Annotated in this window: 24 protein-coding genes; 19 read left to right on the forward strand and 5 right to left on the reverse strand. The window is 71.7% G+C overall.

The features are described from left to right. The first annotated feature begins 204 nt into the window (after positions 1-204). The 6 genes from infC to pheT all read left to right on the forward strand — a co-directional run bounded on the left by infC (position 205) and on the right by pheT (position 6,235). Positions 205-822: a translation initiation factor IF-3 gene (gene infC, locus AB0F52_RS34935; RefSeq protein ID WP_103338664.1), complete on the forward strand. Its 618-nt coding sequence runs from the start codon at positions 205-207 to the stop codon at positions 820-822. A gap of 68 nt (positions 823-890) precedes the next feature. Next, positions 891-1,085, forward strand: a complete 195-nt coding sequence (gene rpmI, locus AB0F52_RS34940; protein ID WP_086840453.1) for a 50S ribosomal protein L35 — start codon at positions 891-893, stop codon at positions 1,083-1,085. Between the two features lie 67 nt (positions 1,086-1,152). Then, positions 1,153-1,530 carry a 50S ribosomal protein L20 gene (gene rplT, locus AB0F52_RS34945; RefSeq protein ID WP_004559056.1) on the forward strand — a complete coding sequence of 126 codons (378 nt, stop codon included), beginning with the start codon at positions 1,153-1,155 and terminating at the stop codon, positions 1,528-1,530. After that, a complete protein-coding gene (locus tag AB0F52_RS34950) occupies positions 1,527-2,342 on the forward strand; it encodes an RNA methyltransferase (RefSeq protein WP_360180329.1) in 816 nt (271 codons plus the stop codon). The genes rplT and AB0F52_RS34950 overlap by 4 nt, the downstream gene beginning before the upstream one ends. Before the next feature lie 258 nt (positions 2,343-2,600). Next, the gene (gene pheS, locus AB0F52_RS34955; RefSeq protein WP_360180272.1) at positions 2,601-3,662 is read left to right on the forward strand and encodes a phenylalanine--tRNA ligase subunit alpha; all 1,062 of its coding nucleotides are present in this window, start codon (positions 2,601-2,603) and stop codon (positions 3,660-3,662) included. Beyond that, positions 3,662-6,235 carry a phenylalanine--tRNA ligase subunit beta gene (gene pheT, locus AB0F52_RS34960; protein ID WP_360180274.1) on the forward strand — a complete coding sequence of 858 codons (2,574 nt, stop codon included), beginning with the start codon at positions 3,662-3,664 and terminating at the stop codon, positions 6,233-6,235. The genes pheS and pheT overlap by 1 nt, the downstream gene beginning before the upstream one ends. A gap of 256 nt (positions 6,236-6,491) precedes the next feature. On the opposite strand, the gene AB0F52_RS34965 is transcribed toward pheT, so the two are convergent. Beyond that, on the reverse strand, positions 6,492-7,181 hold the full coding sequence (locus tag AB0F52_RS34965; RefSeq protein WP_360180276.1) for a DNA alkylation repair protein: 690 nt from the start codon (positions 7,179-7,181) through the stop codon (positions 6,492-6,494). A 193-nt stretch (positions 7,182-7,374) separates the two neighbouring features. Here AB0F52_RS34965 and AB0F52_RS34970 point away from each other — a divergent pair, with 193 nt between their 5' ends. From AB0F52_RS34970 to AB0F52_RS34980, 3 genes are all read left to right on the forward strand, one after another. Further along, positions 7,375-8,958: an alpha/beta hydrolase gene (locus AB0F52_RS34970; protein WP_360180278.1), complete on the forward strand. Its 1,584-nt coding sequence runs from the start codon at positions 7,375-7,377 to the stop codon at positions 8,956-8,958. A gap of 203 nt (positions 8,959-9,161) precedes the next feature. Continuing rightward, a complete protein-coding gene (locus AB0F52_RS34975; protein ID WP_360180280.1) occupies positions 9,162-9,659 on the forward strand; it encodes a helix-turn-helix domain containing protein in 498 nt (165 codons plus the stop codon). A gap of 80 nt (positions 9,660-9,739) precedes the next feature. Beyond that, positions 9,740-10,429 carry a hypothetical protein gene (locus AB0F52_RS34980; protein ID WP_360180282.1) on the forward strand — a complete coding sequence of 230 codons (690 nt, stop codon included), beginning with the start codon at positions 9,740-9,742 and terminating at the stop codon, positions 10,427-10,429. A 349-nt stretch (positions 10,430-10,778) separates the two neighbouring features. Here the strand turns inward: AB0F52_RS34980 and AB0F52_RS34985 are convergent, their stop codons facing one another. Continuing rightward, on the reverse strand, positions 10,779-11,735 hold the full coding sequence (locus tag AB0F52_RS34985; RefSeq protein WP_360180284.1) for a YafY family protein: 957 nt from the start codon (positions 11,733-11,735) through the stop codon (positions 10,779-10,781). Between the two features lie 74 nt (positions 11,736-11,809). Between AB0F52_RS34985 and argC the strand changes: the two genes are divergently transcribed. From argC to argH, 8 genes are read left to right on the forward strand one after another with little or no spacing between them, the layout of a single operon-like run. Beyond that, positions 11,810-12,838, forward strand: a complete 1,029-nt coding sequence (gene argC, locus AB0F52_RS34990) for an N-acetyl-gamma-glutamyl-phosphate reductase (protein WP_360180286.1) — start codon at positions 11,810-11,812, stop codon at positions 12,836-12,838. Beyond that, the gene (gene argJ / locus AB0F52_RS34995) at positions 12,835-13,995 is read left to right on the forward strand and encodes a bifunctional glutamate N-acetyltransferase/amino-acid acetyltransferase ArgJ (protein ID WP_360180288.1); all 1,161 of its coding nucleotides are present in this window, start codon (positions 12,835-12,837) and stop codon (positions 13,993-13,995) included. Before argC ends, argJ begins: the two co-directional genes overlap by 4 nt. Then, on the forward strand, positions 13,992-14,909 hold the full coding sequence (gene argB, locus AB0F52_RS35000) for an acetylglutamate kinase (protein ID WP_103338654.1): 918 nt from the start codon (positions 13,992-13,994) through the stop codon (positions 14,907-14,909). The genes argJ and argB overlap by 4 nt, the downstream gene beginning before the upstream one ends. Next, the gene (locus AB0F52_RS35005; RefSeq protein WP_360180290.1) at positions 14,906-16,108 is read left to right on the forward strand and encodes an acetylornithine transaminase; all 1,203 of its coding nucleotides are present in this window, start codon (positions 14,906-14,908) and stop codon (positions 16,106-16,108) included. The genes argB and AB0F52_RS35005 overlap by 4 nt, the downstream gene beginning before the upstream one ends. Beyond that, positions 16,108-17,034: an ornithine carbamoyltransferase gene (gene argF / locus AB0F52_RS35010; RefSeq protein WP_103338652.1), complete on the forward strand. Its 927-nt coding sequence runs from the start codon at positions 16,108-16,110 to the stop codon at positions 17,032-17,034. Before AB0F52_RS35005 ends, argF begins: the two co-directional genes overlap by 1 nt. Beyond that, positions 17,031-17,543, forward strand: coding sequence for an arginine repressor (locus AB0F52_RS35015; RefSeq protein ID WP_360180293.1), 513 nt, complete (start codon positions 17,031-17,033; stop codon positions 17,541-17,543). The genes argF and AB0F52_RS35015 overlap by 4 nt, the downstream gene beginning before the upstream one ends. After that, positions 17,540-17,866 (forward strand): argininosuccinate synthase, encoded by a 327-nt coding sequence (locus AB0F52_RS35020; RefSeq protein ID WP_360180295.1) that lies wholly within the window; start codon positions 17,540-17,542, stop codon positions 17,864-17,866. The genes AB0F52_RS35015 and AB0F52_RS35020 overlap by 4 nt, the downstream gene beginning before the upstream one ends. Then, entirely contained in the window at positions 17,863-19,278 is a 1,416-nt protein-coding gene (gene argH / locus AB0F52_RS35025; protein ID WP_360180297.1) for an argininosuccinate lyase, read from the forward strand. The genes AB0F52_RS35020 and argH overlap by 4 nt, the downstream gene beginning before the upstream one ends. Here the strand turns inward: argH and AB0F52_RS35030 are convergent. The 3 genes from AB0F52_RS35030 to AB0F52_RS35040 are packed head-to-tail and all read right to left on the reverse strand — an operon-like array spanning position 19,271 to position 21,131. Beyond that, entirely contained in the window at positions 19,271-19,921 is a 651-nt protein-coding gene (locus AB0F52_RS35030) for a TetR family transcriptional regulator (RefSeq protein ID WP_360180299.1), read from the reverse strand. The genes argH and AB0F52_RS35030 overlap by 8 nt on opposite strands. Continuing rightward, positions 19,921-20,580, reverse strand: coding sequence for a DUF4166 domain-containing protein (locus AB0F52_RS35035; protein WP_360180301.1), 660 nt, complete (start codon positions 20,578-20,580; stop codon positions 19,921-19,923). The genes AB0F52_RS35030 and AB0F52_RS35035 overlap by 1 nt, the downstream gene beginning before the upstream one ends. Beyond that, on the reverse strand, positions 20,577-21,131 hold the full coding sequence (locus tag AB0F52_RS35040) for a hypothetical protein (RefSeq protein WP_360180303.1): 555 nt from the start codon (positions 21,129-21,131) through the stop codon (positions 20,577-20,579). Before AB0F52_RS35040 ends, AB0F52_RS35035 begins: the two co-directional genes overlap by 4 nt. Before the next feature lie 112 nt (positions 21,132-21,243). On the opposite strand from AB0F52_RS35040, the gene AB0F52_RS35045 reads away from it, so the two are divergent. Then, the gene (locus AB0F52_RS35045) at positions 21,244-21,882 is read left to right on the forward strand and encodes a DNA-3-methyladenine glycosylase (protein WP_360180305.1); all 639 of its coding nucleotides are present in this window, start codon (positions 21,244-21,246) and stop codon (positions 21,880-21,882) included. A gap of 32 nt (positions 21,883-21,914) precedes the next feature. Further along, entirely contained in the window at positions 21,915-23,189 is a 1,275-nt protein-coding gene (tyrS, locus tag AB0F52_RS35050) for a tyrosine--tRNA ligase (RefSeq protein WP_360180307.1), read from the forward strand. Positions 23,190-23,367: the final 178 nt, after the last annotated feature.

Consider the following 23,367-nt stretch of genomic DNA (forward strand, 5'->3'; position numbering starts at 1 on the left):
TCTGGTACCCTTCCACGAGCGACCAGCCCCCGAGCGATCGGGGGCGGCAAGTGGAGCCCCGCTCCCACCCGCGTCACCGTACAGGTGGCCGGGTCCGGTCTCACCCGGGCGTCAAGTCCAGGGTGAAGTGCCCGGCTTCGCGGCCGGGTGCGATCGGAAACAGAGTGGGCCCCGCGCACCGAATGGTGTCGGGGCCTTCGCTATGTGGGCACCAGGTCGAACGAGAACACGAAACATTCCTCGGACCAAGGAGGCCCCATCAGCTCCGAGACACGCATCAACGACCGAATCCGGGTGCCGGAGGTCCGTCTCGTCGGACCCGCCGGCGAACAGGTCGGCATCGTCCGGATCGAGGATGCGCTGCGCCTGGCGCAGGAGAACGACCTCGACCTCGTCGAGGTCGCGCCGCAGGCCCGCCCGCCGGTGTGCAAGCTCATGGACTTCGGCAAGTTCAAGTACGAGAGCGCGCAGAAGGCCCGCGAGTCGCGTCGGAACCAGCAGCTGACCGTCATCAAGGAACAGAAGCTGCGCCCCAAGATCGACCAGCACGACTACGAGACCAAGAAGGGTCACGTGTCGCGCTTCCTGGCGGCGGGCAACAAGGTCAAGGTCACGATCATGTTCCGCGGTCGCGAGCAGTCCCGGCCGGAGCTCGGCTACCGGCTGCTGCAGAAGCTCGCCGAGGACGTCACCGAACTGGGTTTCGTCGAGTCTTCGGCGAAGCAGGACGGTCGCAACATGATCATGGTGCTGGCCCCGCACAAGAACGTGAAGCCGAAGGCGAAGGCCGAGGCGGCCCCCGAGCCGACCCCCGAGGCATAAGCGCCGACCAGCACGAGCCAGCGGCTCACCGGAATCTCCGGTGAGCCGCCGCACGAAAGAGGACAGAAATGCCGAAGATGAAGACCCACAGCGGGACCTCCAAGCGCATCCGCAAGACGGGGACGGGCAAGCTGCGCCGCCAGATGACCGGCCGGCGCCACCGCATGGAGAAGAAGTCCAGCCGCGTGACCCGCCGCCTCGAGGGCACCACCGAGGTGTCCAAGACCGAGGTCAGCCGCGTGAAGCGCCTGCTCGGCATCTGATCCCGCAGAACTTGCTGTAACCACCCGGGGCGTCCCCCTCGCCCCCTGAGATCGACAGGATGGACCCGTGGCACGCGTCAAGCGGGCGGTAAACGCCCAGAAGAAGCGTCGCGCAACTCTCGAACTGGCCAGCGGCTACCGCGGCCAGCGTTCGCGGCTGTACCGCAAGGCCAAGGAGCAGACGCTTCACTCGCTCAACTACGCCTACCGGGACCGCCGTGCCCGCAAGGGTGACTTCCGCCAGCTGTGGATCACCCGCATCAACGCGGCCGCCCGGGCCAACGGCGTGACCTACAACCGGTTCATCCAGGGCATCAAGGCCGCGGGTGTCGAGGTCGACCGCAAGATCCTCGCGGACCTGGCCGTCAACGACGCCGCCGCCTTCACCGCGCTGGCCGAGCTCGCCAAGGCCAACGTCAACACCGGCGAAGCGAAGTCGGCCTGACCGGCAGCTTTTCCCGACCCGGGGCGGATCCGTTCACCGAACGGACCCCCCGGGTCGTTGCTGCGCGCAAGCTGACCCGGCGCGCGGAACGCGACAAGACCGGCCGGTTCCTGGCCGAAGGCGCCAACGCCGTCGAGGCCGCGCTGGCGGACGGCACGGTGCACGAGCTGTTCGTCACTTCGCGCGCGGCCGCACAGCACGCGAACCTGGTGGACGCGGCCCGCGCGGCCGGCGTCGGGGTCTCGCCGATCACCGACCGCGCCGCCGAGGGGCTGTCGGAAACCGTGACGCCGCAGGGCATCGTGGCCGTCTGCGCGCTGCTGGACCGGCCCCTCGAAGAGGCCGTGACCCCGGCTGCCCGGCTCGTGGTGGTGCTGGTCGACGTCGCCGACCCCGGCAACGCCGGCACGGTGATCCGGGTCGCCGACGCGGCCGGCGCCGACGCGGTCGTCCTGGCGGGTGACACGGTCGACCCGCACAACGGCAAGTGCGTCCGTGCGGCCGCCGGCAGCCTGTTCCACCTGCCGATCGCGCGCGTCCGTGACGTCCCGGCCGCGCTGGCCGCCTGCTCGGCCGCGGGCCTGCGGACGTTCGCCGCCCACGGCTACGCCGACGCCGAACTCGATCGGGTGGACCTCGCCGTGCCGACGGCGTGGGTGTTCGGCAACGAAGCCCACGGTCTGCCCGCCGACGTCCTCGACCGGACCGACCTCGCGGTCCGGATCCCGATGTACGGCCGCGCCGAGAGCCTCAACCTCGCCACCGCGGCGGCCGTCTGCGTCTACACGAGCGCGCTGGCGGCACGCCGCTGACCAGCGGCCTGCCCCCTCCTTTCGGGGCGTGGCACGGCCTTCTGCACCGCCGCGCCGGAGCCGGCGGAGCGGTGCCCGGTGCGCTTGCGCCGGCCGGCTTCGCCGAGGCGTTCTCCGCGCGGTGACCGGGTGTCCGCACGCCCCCGGGGCGACCGGGGGCGTGCGGAGCCGATCCCATAGACTTTTCCCGCCTTTGACCTCTCGCGCGCCGTGTGCGGCGGAGCGCGAACGACCAGTCCCAGCGGACGCCGAGGAGTTATGTCCGGAGCCACGGAGAAGGAAGTACAGGGCGCGGTACTCGCCCCTGAGACGCTGCAGGCGGCGGTCAAGGCCGCCGAAGCGGCGTTCGCCGCCGCGACCGGGCTCGAAGGGCTGGCCGAGGTCAAGCCGGCCCACCTCGGCGACCACGCGCCGCTGATGCTGGCCCGCCGTGAGATCGGTGCCCTGCCCAAGCAGGAGAAGGCCGAGGCGGGCAAGCGCGTCAACGAGGCCCGCCAGGCCGTCCAGGCGGCCTTCGACGCCCGCCGCGCCGAACTCCAGGTGGAGCGCGACGAGCGCGTGCTGCGCGAAGAGGCGGTCGACGTCACCCTGCCGTCGGACCGCGTCCCGCGCGGCGCCCGGCACCCGATCAGCACCATCTCCGAACGCGTCGCGGACGCCTTCGTCGCGATGGGCTACGAGGTCGCCGAGGGCCCGGAGCTCGAAGCCGAGTGGTTCAACTTCGACGCGCTGAACTTCGGCAAGGACCACCCGGCCCGGCAGCTGCAGGACACGTTCTACGTCGGCGAAGAGGACTCGGGCCTGGTGCTGCGCACGCACACCTCGCCGGTCCAGGCGCGCACGCTGCTGCACCGCGATCTGCCGGTGTACGTCGTCTGCCCCGGCCGGACGTACCGCACCGACGAGCTCGACTCGACGCACACCCCGGTGTTCACCCAGGTCGAAGGCCTCGCGGTGGACAAGGGCATCACGATGGCGCACCTCAAGGGCACGCTGGACGCCTTCGCCCGCGCGATGTTCGGTGAGAGCTCCAAGACGCGGCTGCGCCCGCACTTCTTCCCCTTCACCGAGCCGTCCGCCGAGGTGGACGTCTGGTTCGAAGAGAAGAAGGGCGGCCCCGGCTGGGTCGAGTGGGGCGGCTGCGGCATGGTCAACCCGAACGTGCTGCGCGCCTGCGGTGTGGACCCCGAGGTGTACTCGGGGTTCGCCTTCGGCATGGGCATCGAGCGCACCCTGCAGTTCCGCAACGGGATCCCGGACATGCGCGACATGGTGGAGGGCGACGTCCGCTTCACCCTTCCCTTCGGAACGGAGGCGTAGTGCGAGTCCCAGTCAGCTGGCTGACCGAACACCTCGAGCTCGCTGAGGAGATCACGCCGCAGGACCTGGCCGACGCGTTCGTCCGGATCGGCATCGAGGTCGACGACCTGCACGAGCTCGGTCCCGTGACCGGCCCGCTGGTCGTCGGCCGGGTGGCCGAGATCGAGGAGCTCACCGAGTTCAAGAAGCCGGTCCGCTTCTGCCGCGTCGACGTCGGCGAGCCCGCCGACGAAACCGAGGACCTCGACGACGACGAACTCGACGACGAGGACGAGGACGACGACGAAGCCGGCGAGTTCGACGAGGGCCCGCACGGCATCAAGACCCGCGGCATCATCTGCGGCGCGCGCAACTTCGTCGAGGGCGACCTGGTCGTCGTCGCGCTGCCGGGCGCTGTCCTGCCCGGCGACTTCGCCATCGCCGCCCGCAAGACCTACGGCCGGATCAGCGACGGCATGATCTGCTCGGCGCGCGAGCTCGGCCTCGGCGACGACCACACCGGCATCCTCGTGCTGCCCCCGGGCACCGCGAGCCCGGGTGACGACGCCCAGGAGCTGCTCGGCCTGAACGACTCGGTGATCGAGCTGGCCCCCACCCCGGATCGCGGGTACGCGCTGTCGATCCGCGGGCTCGCGCGCGAGCTGTCGAACGCGCTCGACGTGCCCTTCGGCGACCCAGCCCTGCTGGAGGTCCCGGCGGCCGAGGGCGACGCCTGGCCGGTCCGCGTCGAGGACCCGGAAGGCTGCCCGCGGTTCGTGCTGCGCCGGGTCACCGGCCTGGACGCGACCGCGCCGACACCGTGGCGGATGCGCCGGCGGCTGATGCTGGCCGGCATCCGGTCGATTTCGCTGGCCGTCGACGTCACGAACTACGTGATGCTCGAGCTCGGGCACCCGCTGCACGCGTTCGCCACCAAGGCCATCCAGGGCGACCTGGTGGTGCGGCGGGCGAAGCCGGGCGAGAAACTGACCACTTTGGACGATGTCGAGCGCACGCTCGACCCGGACGACGTGGTCATCGCCGACGACAGCGGCGTCATCTCGCTCGCCGGCACGATGGGTGGCGCGAGCACCGAGATCACGCCGGAGAGCACCGACGTGCTGCTCGAGGCGGCGCACTGGAACCCGGCGGCGATCAGCCGCACCGCGCGGCGCCACAAGCTGTTCTCCGAGGCCGCCAAACGGTTCGAGCGGTTCACCGACCCGCAGCTGTGCGCGGCGGCGGTCGAGCTGGCCGCCCGGTTGCTGCGCCAGTACGGCGACGCCGCCATCCAGCCCGGCCGCACCGACGAGGGCACGGTCGAGCCGAACCCGCCGGTCGTCATGCCGATCAACCTGCCCGACAAGGTCGCGGGCGTGAACTACCAGCGCGGGGTCACGGTCCGCCGGCTCACCCAGATCGGCTGCAAGGTTTCGGTCGGCACGGGCGACGACGGAACGGGCCTGGTCACGGCGATCCCGCCGAGCTGGCGCGGCGATCTGCACCAGCCCGCCGACCTCGTCGAAGAGGTGCTGCGGCTCGAGGGGTACGACAGCATCCCGTCGACGCTGCCGGCGGCCCCGGCCGGCCGCGGCCTGACCGACGGCCAGCGCCGCGTCCGGAGTGTCTCCCGGGCGCTGGCCGAGGCGGGGTACGTCGAGGTGCGCCCGTTCCCGTTCGTCAGCGACGCGGTGTGGGACGCCTTCGGGCTCCCGGCCGACGACAGCCGCCGCAACGCGCTGGTCGTCCGCAACCCGCTGGAGGCCGACCGCAACCGCCTGGCGACGACGTTGCTGCCGGGCCTGCTGGACACCCTGCAGCGCAACGTGTCCCGCGGGATGAAGGACGTTTCGCTGTACCACATCGGCCAGGTGGTGCTCCCGGCCCCGAACCCGCTGAAGGTCCCCGACCTCGGCGTCGACCGGCGGCCGTCGGACGAGGACCTGGCCCTGCTGGAGGCGGCGGTGCCCGAGCAGCCGCTGCACGTGGCGGTGGTCCTCGCCGGCAACCGGCACCGGGCGGGCTGGTGGGGCCCGGGCGAGCCGGCGAACTGGGCCGACGCGGTCCAGGCGGCCCGCACGATCGCGGAGGCGGCCGGGGTCGAGCTGAAGGTGCAGGCGGCCGACCTCCCGCCGTGGCACCCGGGCCGCTGCGCCCAGCTCCGGGTCGGCGACTGGCCGGTCGGCTACGCGGGTGAGCTGCACCCGAAGGTGGTCGAGGCCCTCGGCCTGCCGCCCCGGACGGTGGCGATGGAGCTGGACCTGGACGCGATCCCGCTCCCGGACGCCCGCCCGGCACCGAGCGTGTCGGGCTACCCCCCGGTGCTCTTGGACGTGGCCCTGGTGGCGGCGGCGGATGTCCCGTCGGCCGACCTCGCGGAGGTCCTGCGCACCGGGGCGGGCGAGCTGCTGGAGGACATCACGCTGTTCGACGCGTACGCGGGCGAGCAGGTCGGCGAGGGCAAGCGATCGCTGGCGTACAAGCTGCGGTTCCGCGCGCCGGACCGCACCTTGACGGTCGACGAGGCCACCAAGGCCCGCGACGCGGCGGTGGCAGCAGCAGGCGAGCGCTTCAACGCCACCCTCCGCGCCTGACGCTCACCGGCCCCTCCCGCCCTCGGCAGGAGGGGCCGGCCCGCACCGCCAGCCACGATCCGACCGCCCAGGCACGCGGCCCGACCCTCCCGATACACGTGTCGTCCCTCTAGGCACGCGAGCCGACCTTCCAGTCACGTGTGTCGTCCCTCCAGGCACACGAGCCGACCTTCCAGGCACGCGAACCGACCCTCCAGGTACGCGAGCCGACCGTCCAGCCACGCGCGTCGCCCCCCAGGTGCACCGCACCCGCACCTCAGCCGATGTGCTTGAGCGCCTCCCGCCGGGACAACCCGGACAACCGCGGGTGATCGTCCACGAAGCACCGCACCCAATCCGGCGCCGTCTTCGCGTAGTCCCGCAGGGCCCAGCCGATTCCCTTGCGCAGGAAGAACTCGGCCTCCCCGATCGCCGGCTCGATCGCGCGGGTGAGCAACTCCGTGTCCGTCTCCTCCTTGGCCCCCACCTGGCAGATGATGGCCGTCCGGCGGCGCCAGAGGTCGTCGTCGCGGGCCCAAGCCAGCATGACCGGCGTCATCCGGGGGCGGTACTCCCGGAGGATCGGGCCGATCCTCCGGATGGCCAGCTCGTCCACGTGGTCCCACCACGCTCCGCCGACGATCATTTCCTCGTACACCGGGACCAGATCCGGGTCCTGCCACCGCCGGTAGGCCCGGTATCCGGAAAGGTCGATGGCCGCGTAGCGCTCCTCGCGAAATTCGGCGGTCCGCCACAACTCCAGGACGGTCGCCGAGAATGTCATCCGATCGGGCAATGTGTGCTCGGCCAGCACCCGCTTGAGGAGGGCGCCGCGCTCGGGTTTCGCCACCCCGCGGAAGGGCATGGCCGACTTCATGTACGCCTGCATCGCCGGCGCTTTCGCCGGATCCGCCAGCTCCGCCAGTCCGGTACGGATCGCCTTGACCAGCCTCTCGTCCGCGCTCATCTGTCCTCCCGTCGGGCTCCGGCGATCCGGAGCGTACTGCCGGCCACCGACAGTTCCGGCGTGCGCGGGCGCCGCAGGTTCCGACTAAAGGCGGATGGCGAAAGTCGCGTCGGTCAGCGAGATTGGCCGAGGTTGCCGGTAGTTTCGTCGAAAATCTGGCGAACGCCGTCGAATGCGGACGAAAAGGACGACTGTGAAACGAATCGTTGCCGCCATCGCCGCCGCGGGGCTCGCGGCCGGGCTGATGGCCGCCGCGCCCGCCGCCTCGGCGGAACCCGGGGTGCAGTTCACTCCCGCGCCGATCGCCTGGGGCCCCTGCGCGTCGGCGAGCCTCAAGGCCAACGGTGCCGAGTGCGGCTTCCTCGAAGTGCCGATGGACTACGCGAAGCCGGGCGGGGCGAAGGTCTCCGTCGCGGTCTCGCGGATCAAGCACAAGACCGCGCAGTCCCAGGGCATCATGCTGGTGAACCCGGGCGGCCCGGGTGGCTCCGGCCTCGGCCTGTCGGTGCTCGGCAAGTACGTGCCGAACCACGCCGGGGACAACTACGACTGGATCGGCTTCGACCCGCGGGGCGTCGGGTCCAGCAAGCCCGCCATCAGCTGCGACGGGAACTACTTCAGCTACAACCGGCCGGCGTACGTGCCGACCACCGTGCAACTGGAGAAGGCCTGGCTCGCCCGCTCGAAGGGGTACGCCGACGCGTGCCGCAAGAACGGCGAGATCCTGAACCACCTGAAGACGACCGACGTCGCGCAGGACATGGACAGCCTGCGCAAGGCGCTGGGCGAGAAGCAGATCAACTACTACGGCTTCTCCTACGGCACCTACCTCGGCCAGGTGTACAGCACGCTGTACCCGAAGAACGTCCGCCGGATGGTGCTGGACGGCAACGTCGACCCGCGGAAGGTCTGGTACCAGGCCAACCTCGACCAGGACGTCGCGTTCGACAAGAACATCAAGATCTACTTCGACTGGCTGGCCAAGTACGACGACGTCTACCACCTCGGCAAGACCGGTGACGCCGTCGAGAAGTTGTGGTACGCCACGCAGCGCAAGCTCGCCAAGGACCCGGCGGGCGGGGTCATCGGCGGCGACGAGTGGACCGACATCTTCCTGCAGGCCGGCTACTACGTCTTCGGCTGGGTCGACATGGCGAAGGCCTTCGACGGCTACGTGCACCAGGGTGACTGGCAGACGCTCAAGGAGCTCTACGACAGCTCGAACCCGCCCGGCAACGACAACGGCTTCGCCGTGTACCTGGGCGTGCAGTGCACCGACGTGCAGTGGCCGACCGACTGGAACCGGTGGCGGGTCGACAACTGGCTGACCTACTTCAAGGCCCCGTTCGAGACCTGGGGCAACGCCTGGTTCAACGCGCCCTGCGTGTTCTGGCCGGCGAAGGCGGGCAAGCCGGTGGACATCGACGGCCGCAAGGTGGCCGGTGCGCTGCTCATCAGCGAGGAACTCGACGCCGCCACGCCGTACGCCGGCAGCCTCGAGGTGCGGAAGCGGTTCCCGAACTCGAGCCTGATCAGCGCGCCGGGCGGCACCACGCACGCCGGTTCGCTGTCCGGGGTGTCCTGTGTGGACGACAAGATCGCCGACTACCTGGCCACCGGCACCCTGCCGAAGCGCCAGCCCGGCAACCACTCGGACGTCCAGTGCGACCCGGTGCCGGCGCCGGTGCCCGACGGCGCCGCGGCGCAGAAGTCGGACAACACCGCGAAGGCCGCCCAGGAGAAGCAGAGCGCGCTGGCCCAGCTGCTGCACTTCTGAGCGAAACCGCTTGATCCCGCTGCCCCGGTCCGGTTCTTCCGGACCGGGGCAGCGTCTTGTCCGCCGGTGTCCCATCGTCGCCTCCTCGTGACGGTTCGTGGTCGCCGGAGACGTTAGGGGAGGGGTCCGACAATTTCGGAGCGAAGTGGGCCGTGAGCTGCGCGTGACCGAAAATTGTCGGGGGTGCGCGCTAGCTTCGTGGCATGTCGATCATCGAAGAGCGCCGGACCGAGATCCGGGCAGAGGAAAACACCTACCAGATCGTGGTCGCGACCAGGACGGACGTCGACCGCGCCGAACCCACGCCCCGGGTGATGGTCACCCTCGAAGCCGGCGGCCCCGGCGGCGAACCGGTCGCCGAGGGCAGCCTCGACCTGGACGTCGCGGTGGCGGCCACGGTGGCGGAGCTCGTCACGGACGGGTTGCTGTCCGCGACCGGCGCGGCCCGCGGGCCCCGGCGAAGATCCGCGGGCCGTCCTGCCCAGCAGGGCCGCCCGTGGAGCGCGGAGTCGGACGCGGAGCTGGAGAGCCGGTGGATCGCGGGGGAGAGCGTCGCGCAGATCGCGGAGTACTTCGAGCGCACCCCCGGCGGCATCCGCGCCCGGCTGCCGCGCGTGGGCTGCGACCCGGAGAACCCGGGCTGCTACCTCCCCGTGCCGCCGAGCAGGCGCACGGACCTGGACGGAGGTGAGCCGGGCTGACCGGCGGCGGTGGGCCGGTCCGCGCTGTGGACCGGCCCACCGCCGCCGTCGTCCCTCACTTCACCGAACGGAGTAGCCCGATGAGCTTCGATCTCGCCGCCTGGCCCGCAAGCTCGGCCGTGACCGCGGCGGACGCAACCCGCACGTACCTGGAACTCGCGGCGCTCGAACCGGGCGCGCTCCCGGCCGGCCCGCGGGCCGTCGCGTTCCACCGCGAGCTGACCGCGCGCTACCCGGCGCCGTCCGGCGCGCCCGGCGACGAGCTGCCGGACGGTCCCTGGTCCGCGGAGCTGACCGTGGTCGGCGACGCGGTGCTCATGTCGATGGGCTGGTCCACGCCCGACACGGTTGTGCTGTTCGTCCAGGAATTGGCCGAGCGCCACGGTCTCGTCCTCTACGACCCGCAAGACGGCGCGGTGTACGCCCCACCCGCGGCGCGCGGCGATCCGGTGCCGGTGTTGTCGTCCTGCGACGGATCGCGGATCGAGAACCCCGGCGCGGCCGACATCGCAGCGGCGCTGGGGCGGTTGTCGGCGGAGAACTGGTTCGCGGTCTTGGATCGAGGCGACCACTACATCCAAGCCGGCTTCGGTGAGCAGGCAGCCACCCGCGGCGGCTGGTTCGCGCTGGAACACCGCGAAGGGCTGCCCGACCGCCATTTCCGCACCGAGGTCGCGGACCGGGCCCGCATCGTCCGGGCATTCACCGGCTTCGCCACAGCCGACGACAGCTGGCGGCGGGAGTTCGACTGGCAGCGGATGAATCTCTGAACGCCGGGCACCGGAGCACATCGAGGGAGGAGGAACGGTGCTGCACCACGAGGCAACCCCACGCCGGGGTCGCGGCCGGCATGTTCAGGCGCTCGGTGGGGTCGCAGTGCGCGGCCGCGAGGGCTGCGGGCGACGAGCCCGGGGCTCGGCCGGCCCGTCGGTCCAGCTTGGCCGCGGCCGTGCTGGCTGCTGGCGTGTTCAGGCCCCCGATGGGGTCGCAGTGCGCGGTCGCGAGGCCAGCCGCCGTTCCGGCCCGCCGACACGTTCCGGTGTGTCCGATGCCGCCGCGGTGTGCGGCCGACGAGAGACCCGCCGTCCCGCACCGCCGTCCCCGCGCCGGGCTCCCCGGTCAGTCCGGCACCGCCGCGGCGGCGCGGGCGGCCAGTACCTTGAGGTGTTCGACCAGCTCCGGCGGTTCCTCGACCGTGAACCCGCACCCCAGCCCGAGCAACCGGAACGCGAGCCAGTCCACCGTGTCCGGGTGGCTCCGCCACCGGGACCGGCCATCGCCGAGGTCGGTCAGGTCGCCCGCCGCCTGGCCGAGGCGGGACGCCATCTGCGCGGCCGGTTCCGCCAGGACCGCCACCGCCCGGTACGTCGGCGCCAGGTCGTGGAACCGGTCGGTGACGTAGGCCGCCAGGTCCGTCGCGGGCGGCTCGCGTGGCACCGCCCGGCCGCCGGTCGCCTGGGCTTCGCGGACGCGGTCGGCGCGGAACACGCGCCAGTCCGCCCGGTCGAGGTCGTACGCGACCAGGTACCAGCGGCGGCCCGCGGCGACCAGCCGGAGCGGCTCGGCCCGGCGCCGGGTCTCGGCGCCGTCGTGGGCGCGGTAGCGGAACCGGACGGTTTCGTGGTTGGTGATCGCCCCGGCGAACACCGTCAGCTGCGCCGGGTCGACGACCGGCCCGGTGGCGGGCACGGCGACCGTCGCCGTGCCGATCGTGCCCACCCGGCGGCGCAGCCGGGCCGGCAGGACCTGTTCCAGTTTGGCGAGCGCCCGCACGGACGCCTCCTCGATGCCGGACACGGATTGCCCCGCGGCGGTCCGCAGCCCCACCGCGATCGCGACGGCTTCCTCGTCGTCGAGCACGAGCGGGGGCATCGCGGTGCCGGCGACCAGCCGGTACCCGCCGGTGATCCCGCGGCTGGCCTCGACCGGGTACCCCAGGTCGCGCAGCCGCTCGATGTCGCGGCGGATGGTTCGCGGGCTGACGCCCAGGCGCCCGGCCAGTTCGCTGCCCGGCCATTCGCGGGGTGTCTGGAGCAGCGAGAGCAGGCCGAGCAGCCGGGCCGGGGTGTCCGTCATGCGCCCAGCATCCCAAGGTGGCGGCGACCACTCTGGGTTTGTTTAGACTTGCAAGGGCGTGCATAATCATGCGTATGACGGTGAACATCGCGGTGGCCGGAGCCAGCGGGTACGCGGGTGGTGAGCTGCTGCGCCTGCTCCTGACCCATCCCGGGGTCGAGATCGGCGCGCTCACGGCCGCCAGCAGCGCGGGCACGAAGCTCGGCGTCCACCAGCCCCATCTCGTCCCCCTCGCCGACCGCGTCCTGGCCGAGACGACGCCGGAGACCCTCGCCGGCCACGACGTCGTCTTCCTCGCGCTGCCCCACGGGCACTCCGCGGCGATCGCGGCGCAGCTCGGCCCGGACGTCCTGGTGGTCGACCTCGGCGCCGACCACCGCCTGGCCGACGCGGCCGACTGGCAACGCTGGTACGGCGGCGACCACGCCGGCCAGTGGCCGTACGGCCTGCCCGAGCTGCCCGGCGCCCGCGAAAAGCTCGCCGGCACCAAGCGCATCGCCGTGCCGGGCTGCTTCCCGACCGGCGGATCGCTCGCCTTGGCGCCCGCGTTCGCCGCCGGCCTGATCGAGCCCGACGTCACGATCGTCGCGGTCACCGGCACCTCCGGCGCGGGCAAGAGCCTCAAACCGAACCTGCTCGGTTCCGAGGTGATGGGCTCGGCCAGCGCGTACGGCGTCGGCGGCGCTCACCGCCACACCCCCGAGTTCGCGCAGAACCTCTCGGCCGTCGCGGGCGAGAAGGTCACCGTGTCCTTCACCCCGGTGCTCGCGCCGATGCCCCGCGGCATCCTCACCACGGCGAGCGCTCCGCTGAAGGACGGTGTCGACGAGGCCGCCGCGCGCGCGGCGTACGAAAAGGCCTACGACGCCGAGCCGTTCGTCCAGCTGCTGCCCGCGGGCGCCTGGCCGACGACCGCGTCGACGCTCGGCTCGAACAACACCCAGCTGCAGGTCACGGTCGACGCCGACGCCAAAAGGCTGGTCGTCGTAGCCGCGATCGACAACCTGACCAAGGGCACCGCCGGCGGTGCCGTCCAGTCGATGAACCTGGCCCTCGGCCTCCCCGAGACCACCGGCCTTTCCACCGTAGGAGTGGCACCGTGACCGTCACCGGCCCCCAGGGCTTCCGCGCCGCCGGCGTCGCCGCCGGGATCAAGGCCTCCGGCGCGCTCGACCTCACCCTGGTCGTCAACGACGGCCCGCTCGACGTCGCGGCGGGCGTGTTCACCCGCAACGTCATCAAGGCCGCGCCGGTGCTGTGGTCGCAGGAAGTGCTGAAGCAGCAGCGGCTGAAGGCCGTCGTCCTCAACTCGGGCGGTGCCAACGCGGCCACCGGGCCCGGCGGCTTCCAGGACACCCACGCCACCGCCGAGAAGGTCGCCGAAGTCCTGCGGGCCGGCGCGATCGAGGTCGCCGTCTGCTCCACCGGCCTGATCGGCGAGCGGCTCCCGATGGACGCGGTCCTGTCCGGAGTGGACACCGCCGTCAAGGCCCTCGACACCGGCGCCGAAGCGGGCCTCAACGCCGCCAAGGGCGTGATGACCACCGACACGAAACCGAAGCAGGCCTTCGCCGAGCACGACAGCGGCTGGAGCGTCGGCGGCTTCGCCAAGGGCGCGGGCATGCTCGCGCCGAACCTCGCCACCATGCTCTCGGTCCTGACCACCGACGCCGTCGTGGACAAGGAAATCCTCGATCGGGCCCTGCGTGCGGCCACCCACGTCACCTTCGACCGCCTCGACGTCGACGGCGGCACGTCCACCAACGACACCGTCCTGGTCATGGCGTCCGGCGCGAGCGGGGTCGAACCCACCGAAGCGGAGCTCACCGAGCTGCTCACCGCCGTCAGCCACGACCTGGTCCTCCAGCTGCGCGCGGACTCTGAGGGCGCGACCAAGGACGTCGACGTCACCGTGCGGGGCGCGGCCACCGAGGCCGACGCCATTGCCGTCGCCCGCACGATCGCCGAGGACAACCTGGTCAAGACCGCGCTGTTCGGCTCCGACCCGAACTGGGGCCGGATCGCCATGGCGCTCGGCCGGGTGCCGGCCCGCATCGACCCGGAAGCCGTGTCGATCGCGATCAACGGCGTCACCCTGTTCGCCCAGGGGGTGCCCGCCGCCGACCGGTCCGAGGCGGACCTCACCGGCCGGGCCATCGAGATCGTCGTCGACCTCGGCGTCGGCGCGAGCACCGCGACCATCTACACCACGGATCTTTCGCACGGTTACGTCGAAGAGAACAGCGCGTACTCCTCATGACCCAGGAGGCTCTGATTTCCGCGGACGAACGACTCGCGACGGCGGCCGAGAAGGCCGGTGTGCTCATCGAAGCGCTGCCCTGGCTGCAGCGGTTCCACGGTGCCACCGTGGTGGTGAAGTACGGCGGCAACGCCATGATCGACGACCAGCTGAAAGCGGCCTTCGCCGAGGACATGGTGTTCCTCCGGCTGGCCGGCCTGCGCCCGGTCGTCGTGCACGGCGGCGGCCCGCAGATCACCGCGATGCTCAAGCGCCTCGGCGTCGAAGGCGAGTTCAAAGGCGGCCTGCGGGTCACCACGCCGGAGACGATGGACATCGTCCGGATGGTGCTCACCGGGCAGGTGAGCCGCGAGCTCGTCGGGCTGATCAACGCCCACGGGCCGTACGCGGTCGGCATTTCCGGCGAGGACGCCCGGCTGTTCACCGCCGAACGCAAACAGGCCACTGTGGACGGTGAGCCGGTGGACATCGGGCTGGTCGGCGAGGTCGCCGAGGTCAACCCGGACGCGGTGCTCGACATCGTCAACGCCGGGCGCATCCCGGTGGTCTCCACCGTCGCCCCGGACGTCGACGGCGTGGTGCACAACGTCAACGCCGACACGGCCGCCGGTGCGCTGGCCGCCGCGCTGGGTGCCGAGAAGCTCGTGGTGCTCACCGATGTCGAGGGCCTGTACGCGAACTGGCCCGACCGGTCGTCGCTGATCGACCGCATCCGCGTCGACCGCCTCGAGACCATGCTGCCCGGCCTGGCCAGCGGCATGATCCCGAAGATGGAGGCGTGCGTGCGCGCCATCCGCGGCGGCGTGCGCCGGGCGCACGTGATCGACGGCCGTCTCGCCCATTCGGTGCTGCTGGAGGTCTTCACCTCCCGTGGCGTCGGCACCATGGTCTTCCCCGAAACGGAGCTCCCGTGACCGACCTCACGTCCAATGTGGACGGCCAGGCGCACTGGCAGTCCGCCCTGATGGACAACTACGGCACGCCCAAGCTGACGCTGGTGCGCGGCGAAGGCGCGAAGGTGTGGGACGCCGACGGCAAGGAGTACGTCGACCTCGTCGGCGGCATCGCCGTCAACGCGCTCGGCCACGCCCACCCGGCGATCGTCGAGGCCGTCACCGAGCAGATCAAGCGGCTCGGCCACACCTCGAACCTCTACGTCAACCCCGTCGCCGTCGAGCTCGCCGAGGCGCTGCTCGACGTCGCCGGCCTCACCGGCCACGGCAAGGTGCTGTTCGTCAACTCCGGCGCCGAGGCCAACGAAGCCGCGCTGAAGATCAGCCGGCTGACCGGGCGCACCAAGGTGGTCGCCGCCGAAGGCGCGTTCCACGGCCGGACGATGGGCGCGCTCACGCTCACCGGCCAGCCCGCCAAGCGCGACCCCTTCAAGCCGCTGGTGCCCGGGGTGGAGCACGTGCCGTTCGGGGACGTCGGGGCGCTCCAGGCCGCCGTCGACACCGACACCGCGGCCGTGTTCCTGGAGCCGGTGCTCGGGGAGGCGGGCGTCATCCCGGCGCCGGACGGCTACCTGCAGGCCGCCCGTGAAATCACCAAGGCCACCGGCACGCTGCTGGTGCTCGACGAGGTGCAGACCGGTCTCGGCCGGCTCGGCACCTGGTTCGGCTACCAGCAGGCCGGCATCGTCCCGGACGTCATCACCCTGGCGAAGGGTCTCGGCGGCGGGCTGCCGCTGGGCGCGGTGATCGGCGTCGGCGCGGCGGGCGAGCTGCTCAAGCCGGGCCAGCACGGCACCACCTTCGGTGGCAACCCGGTCTGCTGCGCGGCCGGCCTCGCCGTGCTGAAGACCATCGCCGCCGAGGGCCTCCTCGACCACGTCGCCTCGTTGGGCAAGGACATCGCGGCGGGCGTCGAGGCGCTGGGCCACCCGCTCGTCGCCGGCGTGCGCGGCGCCGGGCTGCTGCTCGGCATCGCCCTGAAGAAGCCCGTCTCGGCGGCGGTCGCCCAGGCCGCCCAGGCCGCGGGCTACCTCGTCAACCCGGTCGCGCCGGACGCCGTCCGGCTCGCGCCGCCGCTCGTCCTCGACGGCGAGCAGGCCGCGGGCTTCCTCGCCGCCCTTCCGGACGCGCTCGACTTCACCACGAAGGACTCCGACTGATGCTGCGCCACTTCCTCCGCGACGACGACGTCAGTCCGGCCGAGCAGAAAGCCATCCTCGACCTCGCCGACGCGCTCAAGGCCGACCCGCTGGGCAACAAGATCCTCGCCGGCAAGTCCATCACGGCGATCTTCGAGAAGAACTCGACGCGGACCCGGTTCTCGTTCGAGGTCGGCATCAGCCAGCTCGGCGGCCACCCGGTGATCGTCGACGGCCGCTCGATGCAGCTCGGCCGCGAAGAGACCATCGAGGACACTTCGCGGGTTCTCTCGCGTTACGTCGACGGGATCGTGTGGCGCACCTTCGCGCAGAAGCGCATCGAGACGATGGCGTCGGCCGCGTCGATCCCGGTGGTCAACGCGCTCACCGACGAGTTCCACCCGTGCCAGGTGCTCACCGACCTGATGACGATCCGCGAGCGCAAGGGTGAGCTCGCCGGTCTCAAGCTCGTCTACCTCGGCGACGGCGCCAACAACATGGCGCACTCGCTGCTGCTCGGCGGGATCACCGCCGGGATGCACGTGCGGGTCGTCTCGCCGCTCGGGTTCCAGCCCGACCAGCAGGTCATGCTGGACGCCAAGAAGCGCGGTGAGGAGACGGGCGGTACGGCCACCGCCTTCACCGACCCCTACGAGGCGGTCGACGGCGCGGACGTGCTCGTCACCGACACGTGGACGTCGATGGGGCAGGAGAACGACGGCCTCGACCGGGTGGGCCCGTTCCGCGCCCTGCAGGTCAACGCCGAGCTGCTGAAGAAGGCCGCGGACGACGCGATCGTGCTGCACTGCCTGCCCGCGCACCGCGGCTGGGAGATCACCGACGAGGTGATCGACGGCCCGGCCAGCGCGGTCTGGGACGAGGCCGAGAACCGGCTGCACGCCCAGAAGGCCCTGCTGGTCTGGCTGTTCGAAGAGAGCCGGCGATGACCAGCAGCCGGGTGGGGCGGCAGGCGCGGATCACCGAGTTGGTGTCCACCATGACGATCCGCAGCCAGACCGAGCTGGCCAAGCTGCTGGCCGCCGAGGGCATCGAGGTCACCCAGGCGACGCTGTCGCGCGACCTCGACGAGCTGGGCGCGGTCAAGCTGCGCGGGCCGGACTCGGGCGCGCCGGTCTACGTCATCCCCGAGGACGGCAGCCCCGTGCGCGGGGTGCAGGGCGGGACGTCACGGCTCTCCCGGCTGCTCGCGGAGCTGATGGTCTCGGCGGACTCGTCCGGCAACCTGATGGTGCTGCGGACACCGCCGGGGGCGGCGCAGTTCCTGGCCAGCGCCATCGACCGGGCGGCGCTCGAAGAGGTCGTCGGCTCGATCGCGGGCGACGACACGGTCGCCGTCATCGCGCGGGAACCCCTGACCGGCAAGGAACTGGCCGAGCGCTTCGCCACCCTCGCGCACCGGTCCGCGCACGAACCCGGGGACGAAGGACCACCATGACCGTGCTCGCCGACATCTTCCCGGCCGAGGGCGAATTCCTCGCGCCGGACGAGGTCGTGATCACCTTCGACCGCGGGGTTCCGGTGGCGATCGACGGCGAGACCGTCTCCGTCGCCGAAGCGCGCCGCATGCTGAGTGCGCGCGGGGAGGCGCAGAGGATCGGCCGCGGTCAAGCGTGCGCGGCCCTCGAACGGCGGGCCGGTCGCGGATGCGCCAGTCTGACCAGCGCCGTGTCGGGCGAAGTCCGCGTGGTCCTGTACGACGGCCGGGTGACGGCCGAAGACCTGAATCCGACGAACACCGAGGAGAAGCGAGAACAGTGAGCGGGAACGAGCAGCCGGTGCAGCTGTGGGGCGGCCGGTTCGCCAGCGGTCCGGCGGAGGCCATGGCCGCGCTGAGCGCGTCGACGCACTTCGACTGGCGCCTGGCGCCCTACGACATCGCCGGGTCGCGTGCGCACGCTCGGGTGTTGCGCAAGGCGGGCCTGCTCACCGACGACGAGCTGACCGGCATGCTGGCCGCGCTGGACACGCTCGCCCAGGACGTCGCTTCGGGGACGTTCACCCCGACGATCGCCGACGAGGACGTGCACACGGCCCTCGAACGCGGCCTGCTCGAGCGCGCGGGCACCGAGCTCGGCGGCAAGCTGCGCGCCGGCCGCTCGCGCAACGACCAGGTGGCCACGCTGTTCCGGATGTGGCTGCGTGACGCCGCACGCCGGGTCGTCGCGGGCACCCTGGAGGTCATCGACGCGCTGGTGTCGCAGGCGAAGCGGCACCCGGACGCGATCCTGCCCGGCCGCACGCACCTGCAGCACGCCCAGCCGGTGCTGCTCGCCCACCACCTGATGGCCCACGGCCAGGCGCTGCTGCGCGACGTCTCGCGGCTGCAGGACTGGGACGCCCGCACGGCCGAGTCGCCCTACGGCTCGGGAGCCCTCGCCGGCTCGTCGCTGGGGCTCGACCCCGAAGCCGTGGCCGAGGAGCTGGGCTTCGCCACCAGCGTCGAAAACTCCATCGACGGCACCGCTTCGCGTGACTTCGTCGCCGAGTTCGCCTTCGCCGTCGCGATGCTCGCGGTGAACCTGTCCCGGATCGCCGAAGAGGTGATCATCTGGAACACCGCCGAGTTCGGGTACGTCACGCTGGACGACGCCTGGGCCACCGGCAGCTCGATCATGCCGCAGAAGAAGAACCCGGACGTCGCGGAGCTGACGCGCGGCAAGGCGGGCCGGCTGATCGGCAACCTCACCGGCCTGCTGGCCACCCTCAAGGCGCAGCCGCTGGCCTACAACCGCGACCTGCAGGAGGACAAGGAGCCGGTGTTCGACTCGGTCGAGCAGCTCGAGCTCCTCTTCCCGGCGATCGCCGGCATGCTCGAAACGCTCACCTTCCACACCGACCGGCTCGCCGAGCTGGCCCCGGCCGGTTTCACCCTGGCCACCGACATCGCCGAGTGGCTGGTGCGCCAAGGTGTGCCGTTCCGCGTCGCGCACGAAGCGGCGGGCGAGAGCGTCCGCGTCGCCGAGTCCCGCGGCGTCGGCTTGGACGCGCTGACCGACGAAGAGTTCGAGAAGATCAACCCGGCGCTCACGCCCGCGGTCCGTGAGGTCCTGACCGTCGAAGGCTCGGTGAAGTCCCGCGACGCCCGGGGCGGCACGGCGCCGGTGCGCGTGGGCGAGCAGCGCGCCCGGCTCGAGGAGCGGGTCACCGCGGCACGCCAGTGGCTCAACTGAGGGTCTTGCGGAGCTTGGCCCGGACGGCCCGCGTGGCCACCGGGCCGAGCCCGTCGAGGACGTCGACGAGCACGGCCAGCCGCTCCAGCGCGGCGACGGCCTGCTCGGCGCCGTCGGGGTCGACCGTGTCGAACAGCGTCAGCCCGAGGAACCCGGTGGACACGGCGTGGGCCAGCCCGTCGGGATCCGCGAGCTCGGCCAGCGGCGACCCCTCGAGCACGCGCTCGAGAGCCGCCCGGACTTCGGTGATCCACTTGTCCAGGCCCTCGCGGGTCGCCTGGGCGAGCCGTTCGCTGCCCTGGGCCCCGGCCAAGGTCTGGGCCAGGAGGGCCAGGTTGCCTTCCGCGCGCTCCGCGGTCCGGATCTCCCGGCCGAGCGCCAGCAGTTCGCCGACCGTGGCCACGGCGGCGAACCGGTCCCGGTAGAGGGCGACCCGGGCCTCCGTCGCGGAGAGGCACGCCTGCGCGACGAGTTCCTCGACGCTGCCGAAGTGGTAGAAGACCAGCGCCTGGTTGGCGCCCGCGGCACTCGCGACCGACCGGGCGGAGACGGCGGTGATGCCCTGCTGCCGGACGACTTCCAGCACGCCGTCCACGAGCCGCTGCTTCGTGTCCTGCGAACTGGAGTTCCGGCCGGTGCCCATCAGTCCATGACCTTCTCACGAAGCGGCTTGACCGCGCCGCTCACCCCGCCGCCGACGTCGACGAACCGGGCACTGAAGCTGCCCTCGTAGCCGAACACCGGTCCGAAGCGGGGATGGACCACCGCGACCTCGATCCGGAACTGCCCGATTTCGTCGTCGAACCATTCGTCGACCGTCGCGGTCACGGTCAGCGCCCGTGGCAGGCCCGTCCCTTCCCGGATCCGGAACCCGCCGGAGCGGATCCGGAACCCGCCGTCCGGCCGGACGGTCACCGCGAGGTCCACCGCCAGGTGCTGGTGGGTCCCCAGGTAGTCGACGAGCCCGCGTCCGGTGCTGTGCACCATCTGGGCGTCGAACCGCCGGCGCCGCCCCGGGAACTCGAAGGTCCGCACGAAGGACACCGTTTCGCGGCCGTGCCCGTCCACGTACGGGTAGTTCTCGATGGTGAACGGCACGTTCCGGCCGCGCTCGGGGAACAGGATGTGCCACGCCGACCCGAGCCACAGGAACGGCAGGGTGAAGCCGGGGCCGCGCCAGATCCGGTCCATCACGCCGTGCCCGATCATCCCGCGCCCGTCCGACAGGGCGAGCCGCTCCCGCATTCTGGGGTGCAGGTTCGCGAAATCCGCCCCGAGCGTGCGTTCGAAGACACCAGTCACGACGACGCTCCGGCAGTCACCTGGTCGCGGGGCCGCGTCCGGCCGCAGCGGGCGGCCGAGGGCGCGGTCAGGGGCTGGTCCTCCGGAGCGACCCCCGTCTCCAGCCAGAGCCGCAGCCGGTCGAACGACCACGCCGTCAGCCAGCCGAACACCGGCCGGAACACCCGGTCGGCCAGCCCTCCGAAGCGTCCCCACCGGGTGCCGTAGTCGAAGCCGGTGACGAACCGGACGCCGCCGGAGACCGGTGTGTAGCGCCAGAAACCCGCGCCCGAGCTGATCAGCGACAGCGGATCGGCCGAGGCGAACCGCAGCACGGACGTCCGGGAGCCGTCCGGCCAGTCCCGCGACGCCGCGCTCACCCCGACGCCGGCGACCGTGACGCCGAGGAACCGCGAGACGTAGCGGAAGTGGCCGTCGAGACCGTCGATCGGAGCGATCTCGGCGAAGCGGAGGTCCCAGCGCCGGTGCAGGACCGGGTCCTGGGTGTGCCGCCACAGGGTGTCGAGGTCCGTGTGGATCACGGTCTCCACGTAGAGCGCCTTCGGTCGCATCTCCTGCTCCCCTCAGAGTTTGAGCGACTGCTCAAAACGACTGTAGAGAAGTTTGAGCGATCGCTCAAGGGTTAAGGTGGGCGCGCCAGGCAGCCGAGGAGAGGAATCCCGTTTGAGCGGCGACGCAGGCCGGTTGTTCACCCGCGATGAACTCGCGCTCGATCCGGTCGACCTGGCCCACCTGCTGCTCGGCTCGGTCCTGGAGGCCGACGGCCCCGACGGCACCGTGGGCGTCCGGCTGGTCGAAGTCGAGGCCTACCGCGGCGAGGACGATCCGGCGTCGCACTGCTACCGCGGCCGGACCCCGCGCAACGCCGTGATGTGGGGGCCCGCGGGGCACCTGTACGTGTACTTCGTCTACGGGATGCACTTCTGCGCGAACATCGTCGGATCGCAGGACGGCGTGGCCGGCGCGGTGCTGCTGCGGGCGGGCGAGGTCGTCAGCGGTCTCGACGTCGTCCGCAAGCGGCGGCCGAACGCACGGGGGACCGGCGAACTCGCGAAGGGCCCGGCGATCCTCACGTCGGTGCTGCGCATCGACCGGCAGGAGAACGGGGTCGACCTGACCGACCCGGCGTCGCCGGTCCGGCTGCGGGCCGGCGAGCGGGTGCCGGCCGAGCGGGTCCGCAGCGGCCCGCGGGTCGGCGTCGCGATGGCGATGGACACGCCGTGGCGGTTCTGGGTCGAGGGTTCGCCCGCCGTGTCCACCTACCGCCGCGGCGGCAAGCGGCGGGTCCGACCCGCCGTTTAGTCGGTTGACCTGGTGCGGGAGGATCTACAGGCGTGAGCGAACACATCCTCGACGAGCTGTCCTGGCGCGGCCTGATCGCGCAGTCCACCGACATCGACGCCCTCCGGCGCGAGCTCGACCAGGGTCCCGTGACGCTCTATTGCGGCTTCGACCCGACCGCGCCCAGCCTGCACGCCGGCAACCTGGTCCCGCTGCTCATGCTCAAGCGCTTCCAGCGCGCCGGGCACCGGCCGATCGTGCTGGCCGGCGGCGCGACCGGGATGATCGGCGACCCGCGCGACACCGGGGAGCGCACGCTGAACACCCTCGACGTCGTCGCCGAGTGGGCCGGGCGCATCCGCGGCCAGCTCGAACGGTTCGTCGACTTCGACGACTCGGCGACCGGCGCGATCGTCGAGAACAACCTGAACTGGACCGGGCAGCAGACGTCCCTGGAGTTCCTGCGCGACATCGGGAAGCACTTCTCGATCAACGTCATGCTGAACCGGGAGACGGTGAAGCGCCGGCTCGAGGGCGACGGCATGTCGTACACCGAGTTCAGCTACCTGCTGCTGCAGTCGCAGGACTACCTGCAGCTGCACCGCCAGTACGGCTGCAAGCTGCAGGTCGGTGGCTCCGACCAGTGGGGCAACCTCGTCGGCGGCGTCGACCTGATCCGGCGGACCGACGGGGCGAGCGTGCACGCGCTGACCGCGCCGCTGGTCACCGACGCGGAGGGGCGCAAGTTCGGGAAGTCGACGGGCGGCGGGAACGTCTGGCTCGACCCGGAGATGACCTCGCCGTACGCCTGGTACCAGTACTTCGTCAATGTGGGTGACGCCGACGTCGTCCGCTACCTGCGGATGTTCACGTTCCTCGACCAGGAGGAGATCGCCGCGCTCGCGGAGGACACCGAACAGCGCCCCCACCTGCGCGCCGCCCAGAAGCGGCTGGCGGAGGAGTTCACCATCCTGGTCCACGGCGAGGAGCAGACCCGGCAGGTCATCAACGCCAGCCAGGCGCTGTTCGGCCGCGGCGAACTCGCTGACCTGGACGAACGCACCCTCGACGCGGTGATGGCCGAGGTGCCGAACGGCAAGGTCGACCCGGCGGCCGAGCCGACGATCGTCGACCTGCTGCTCGCCGGGGGACTGGTGGACAGCAAGGGCGCCGCGCGCCGCACCCTCAAGGAGGGCGGCGCGTACGTCAACAACGTGAAGATCGCGGACGAGGAGTGGAAGCCGTCCCGCGAGGACGCCCTCCACGGCAAGTGGCTCGTGGTCCGCAAGGGCAAGCGGAACGTCGCCGGCGTCGCGCTCGGCGGCTGACCGGTTCCGGCGGCCCGAAACAGGGGGCCTGACCTGCGGGAACGCGGTTAAGGTACCCCCCTGTTTCGGGCCCTTCGGAGGGGTGTAAAGTTCTCCAAGTCGCCAGGGAAACCGGGTGGCCACCGGGACACGAACCAAGCTCTCGCGGATCGCGATTGAGTGGGTGTCCCACCAAAAA

Source organism: Amycolatopsis sp. NPDC024027 (assembly GCF_040638975.1).
GTDB lineage: Bacteria > Actinomycetota > Actinomycetes > Mycobacteriales > Pseudonocardiaceae > Amycolatopsis.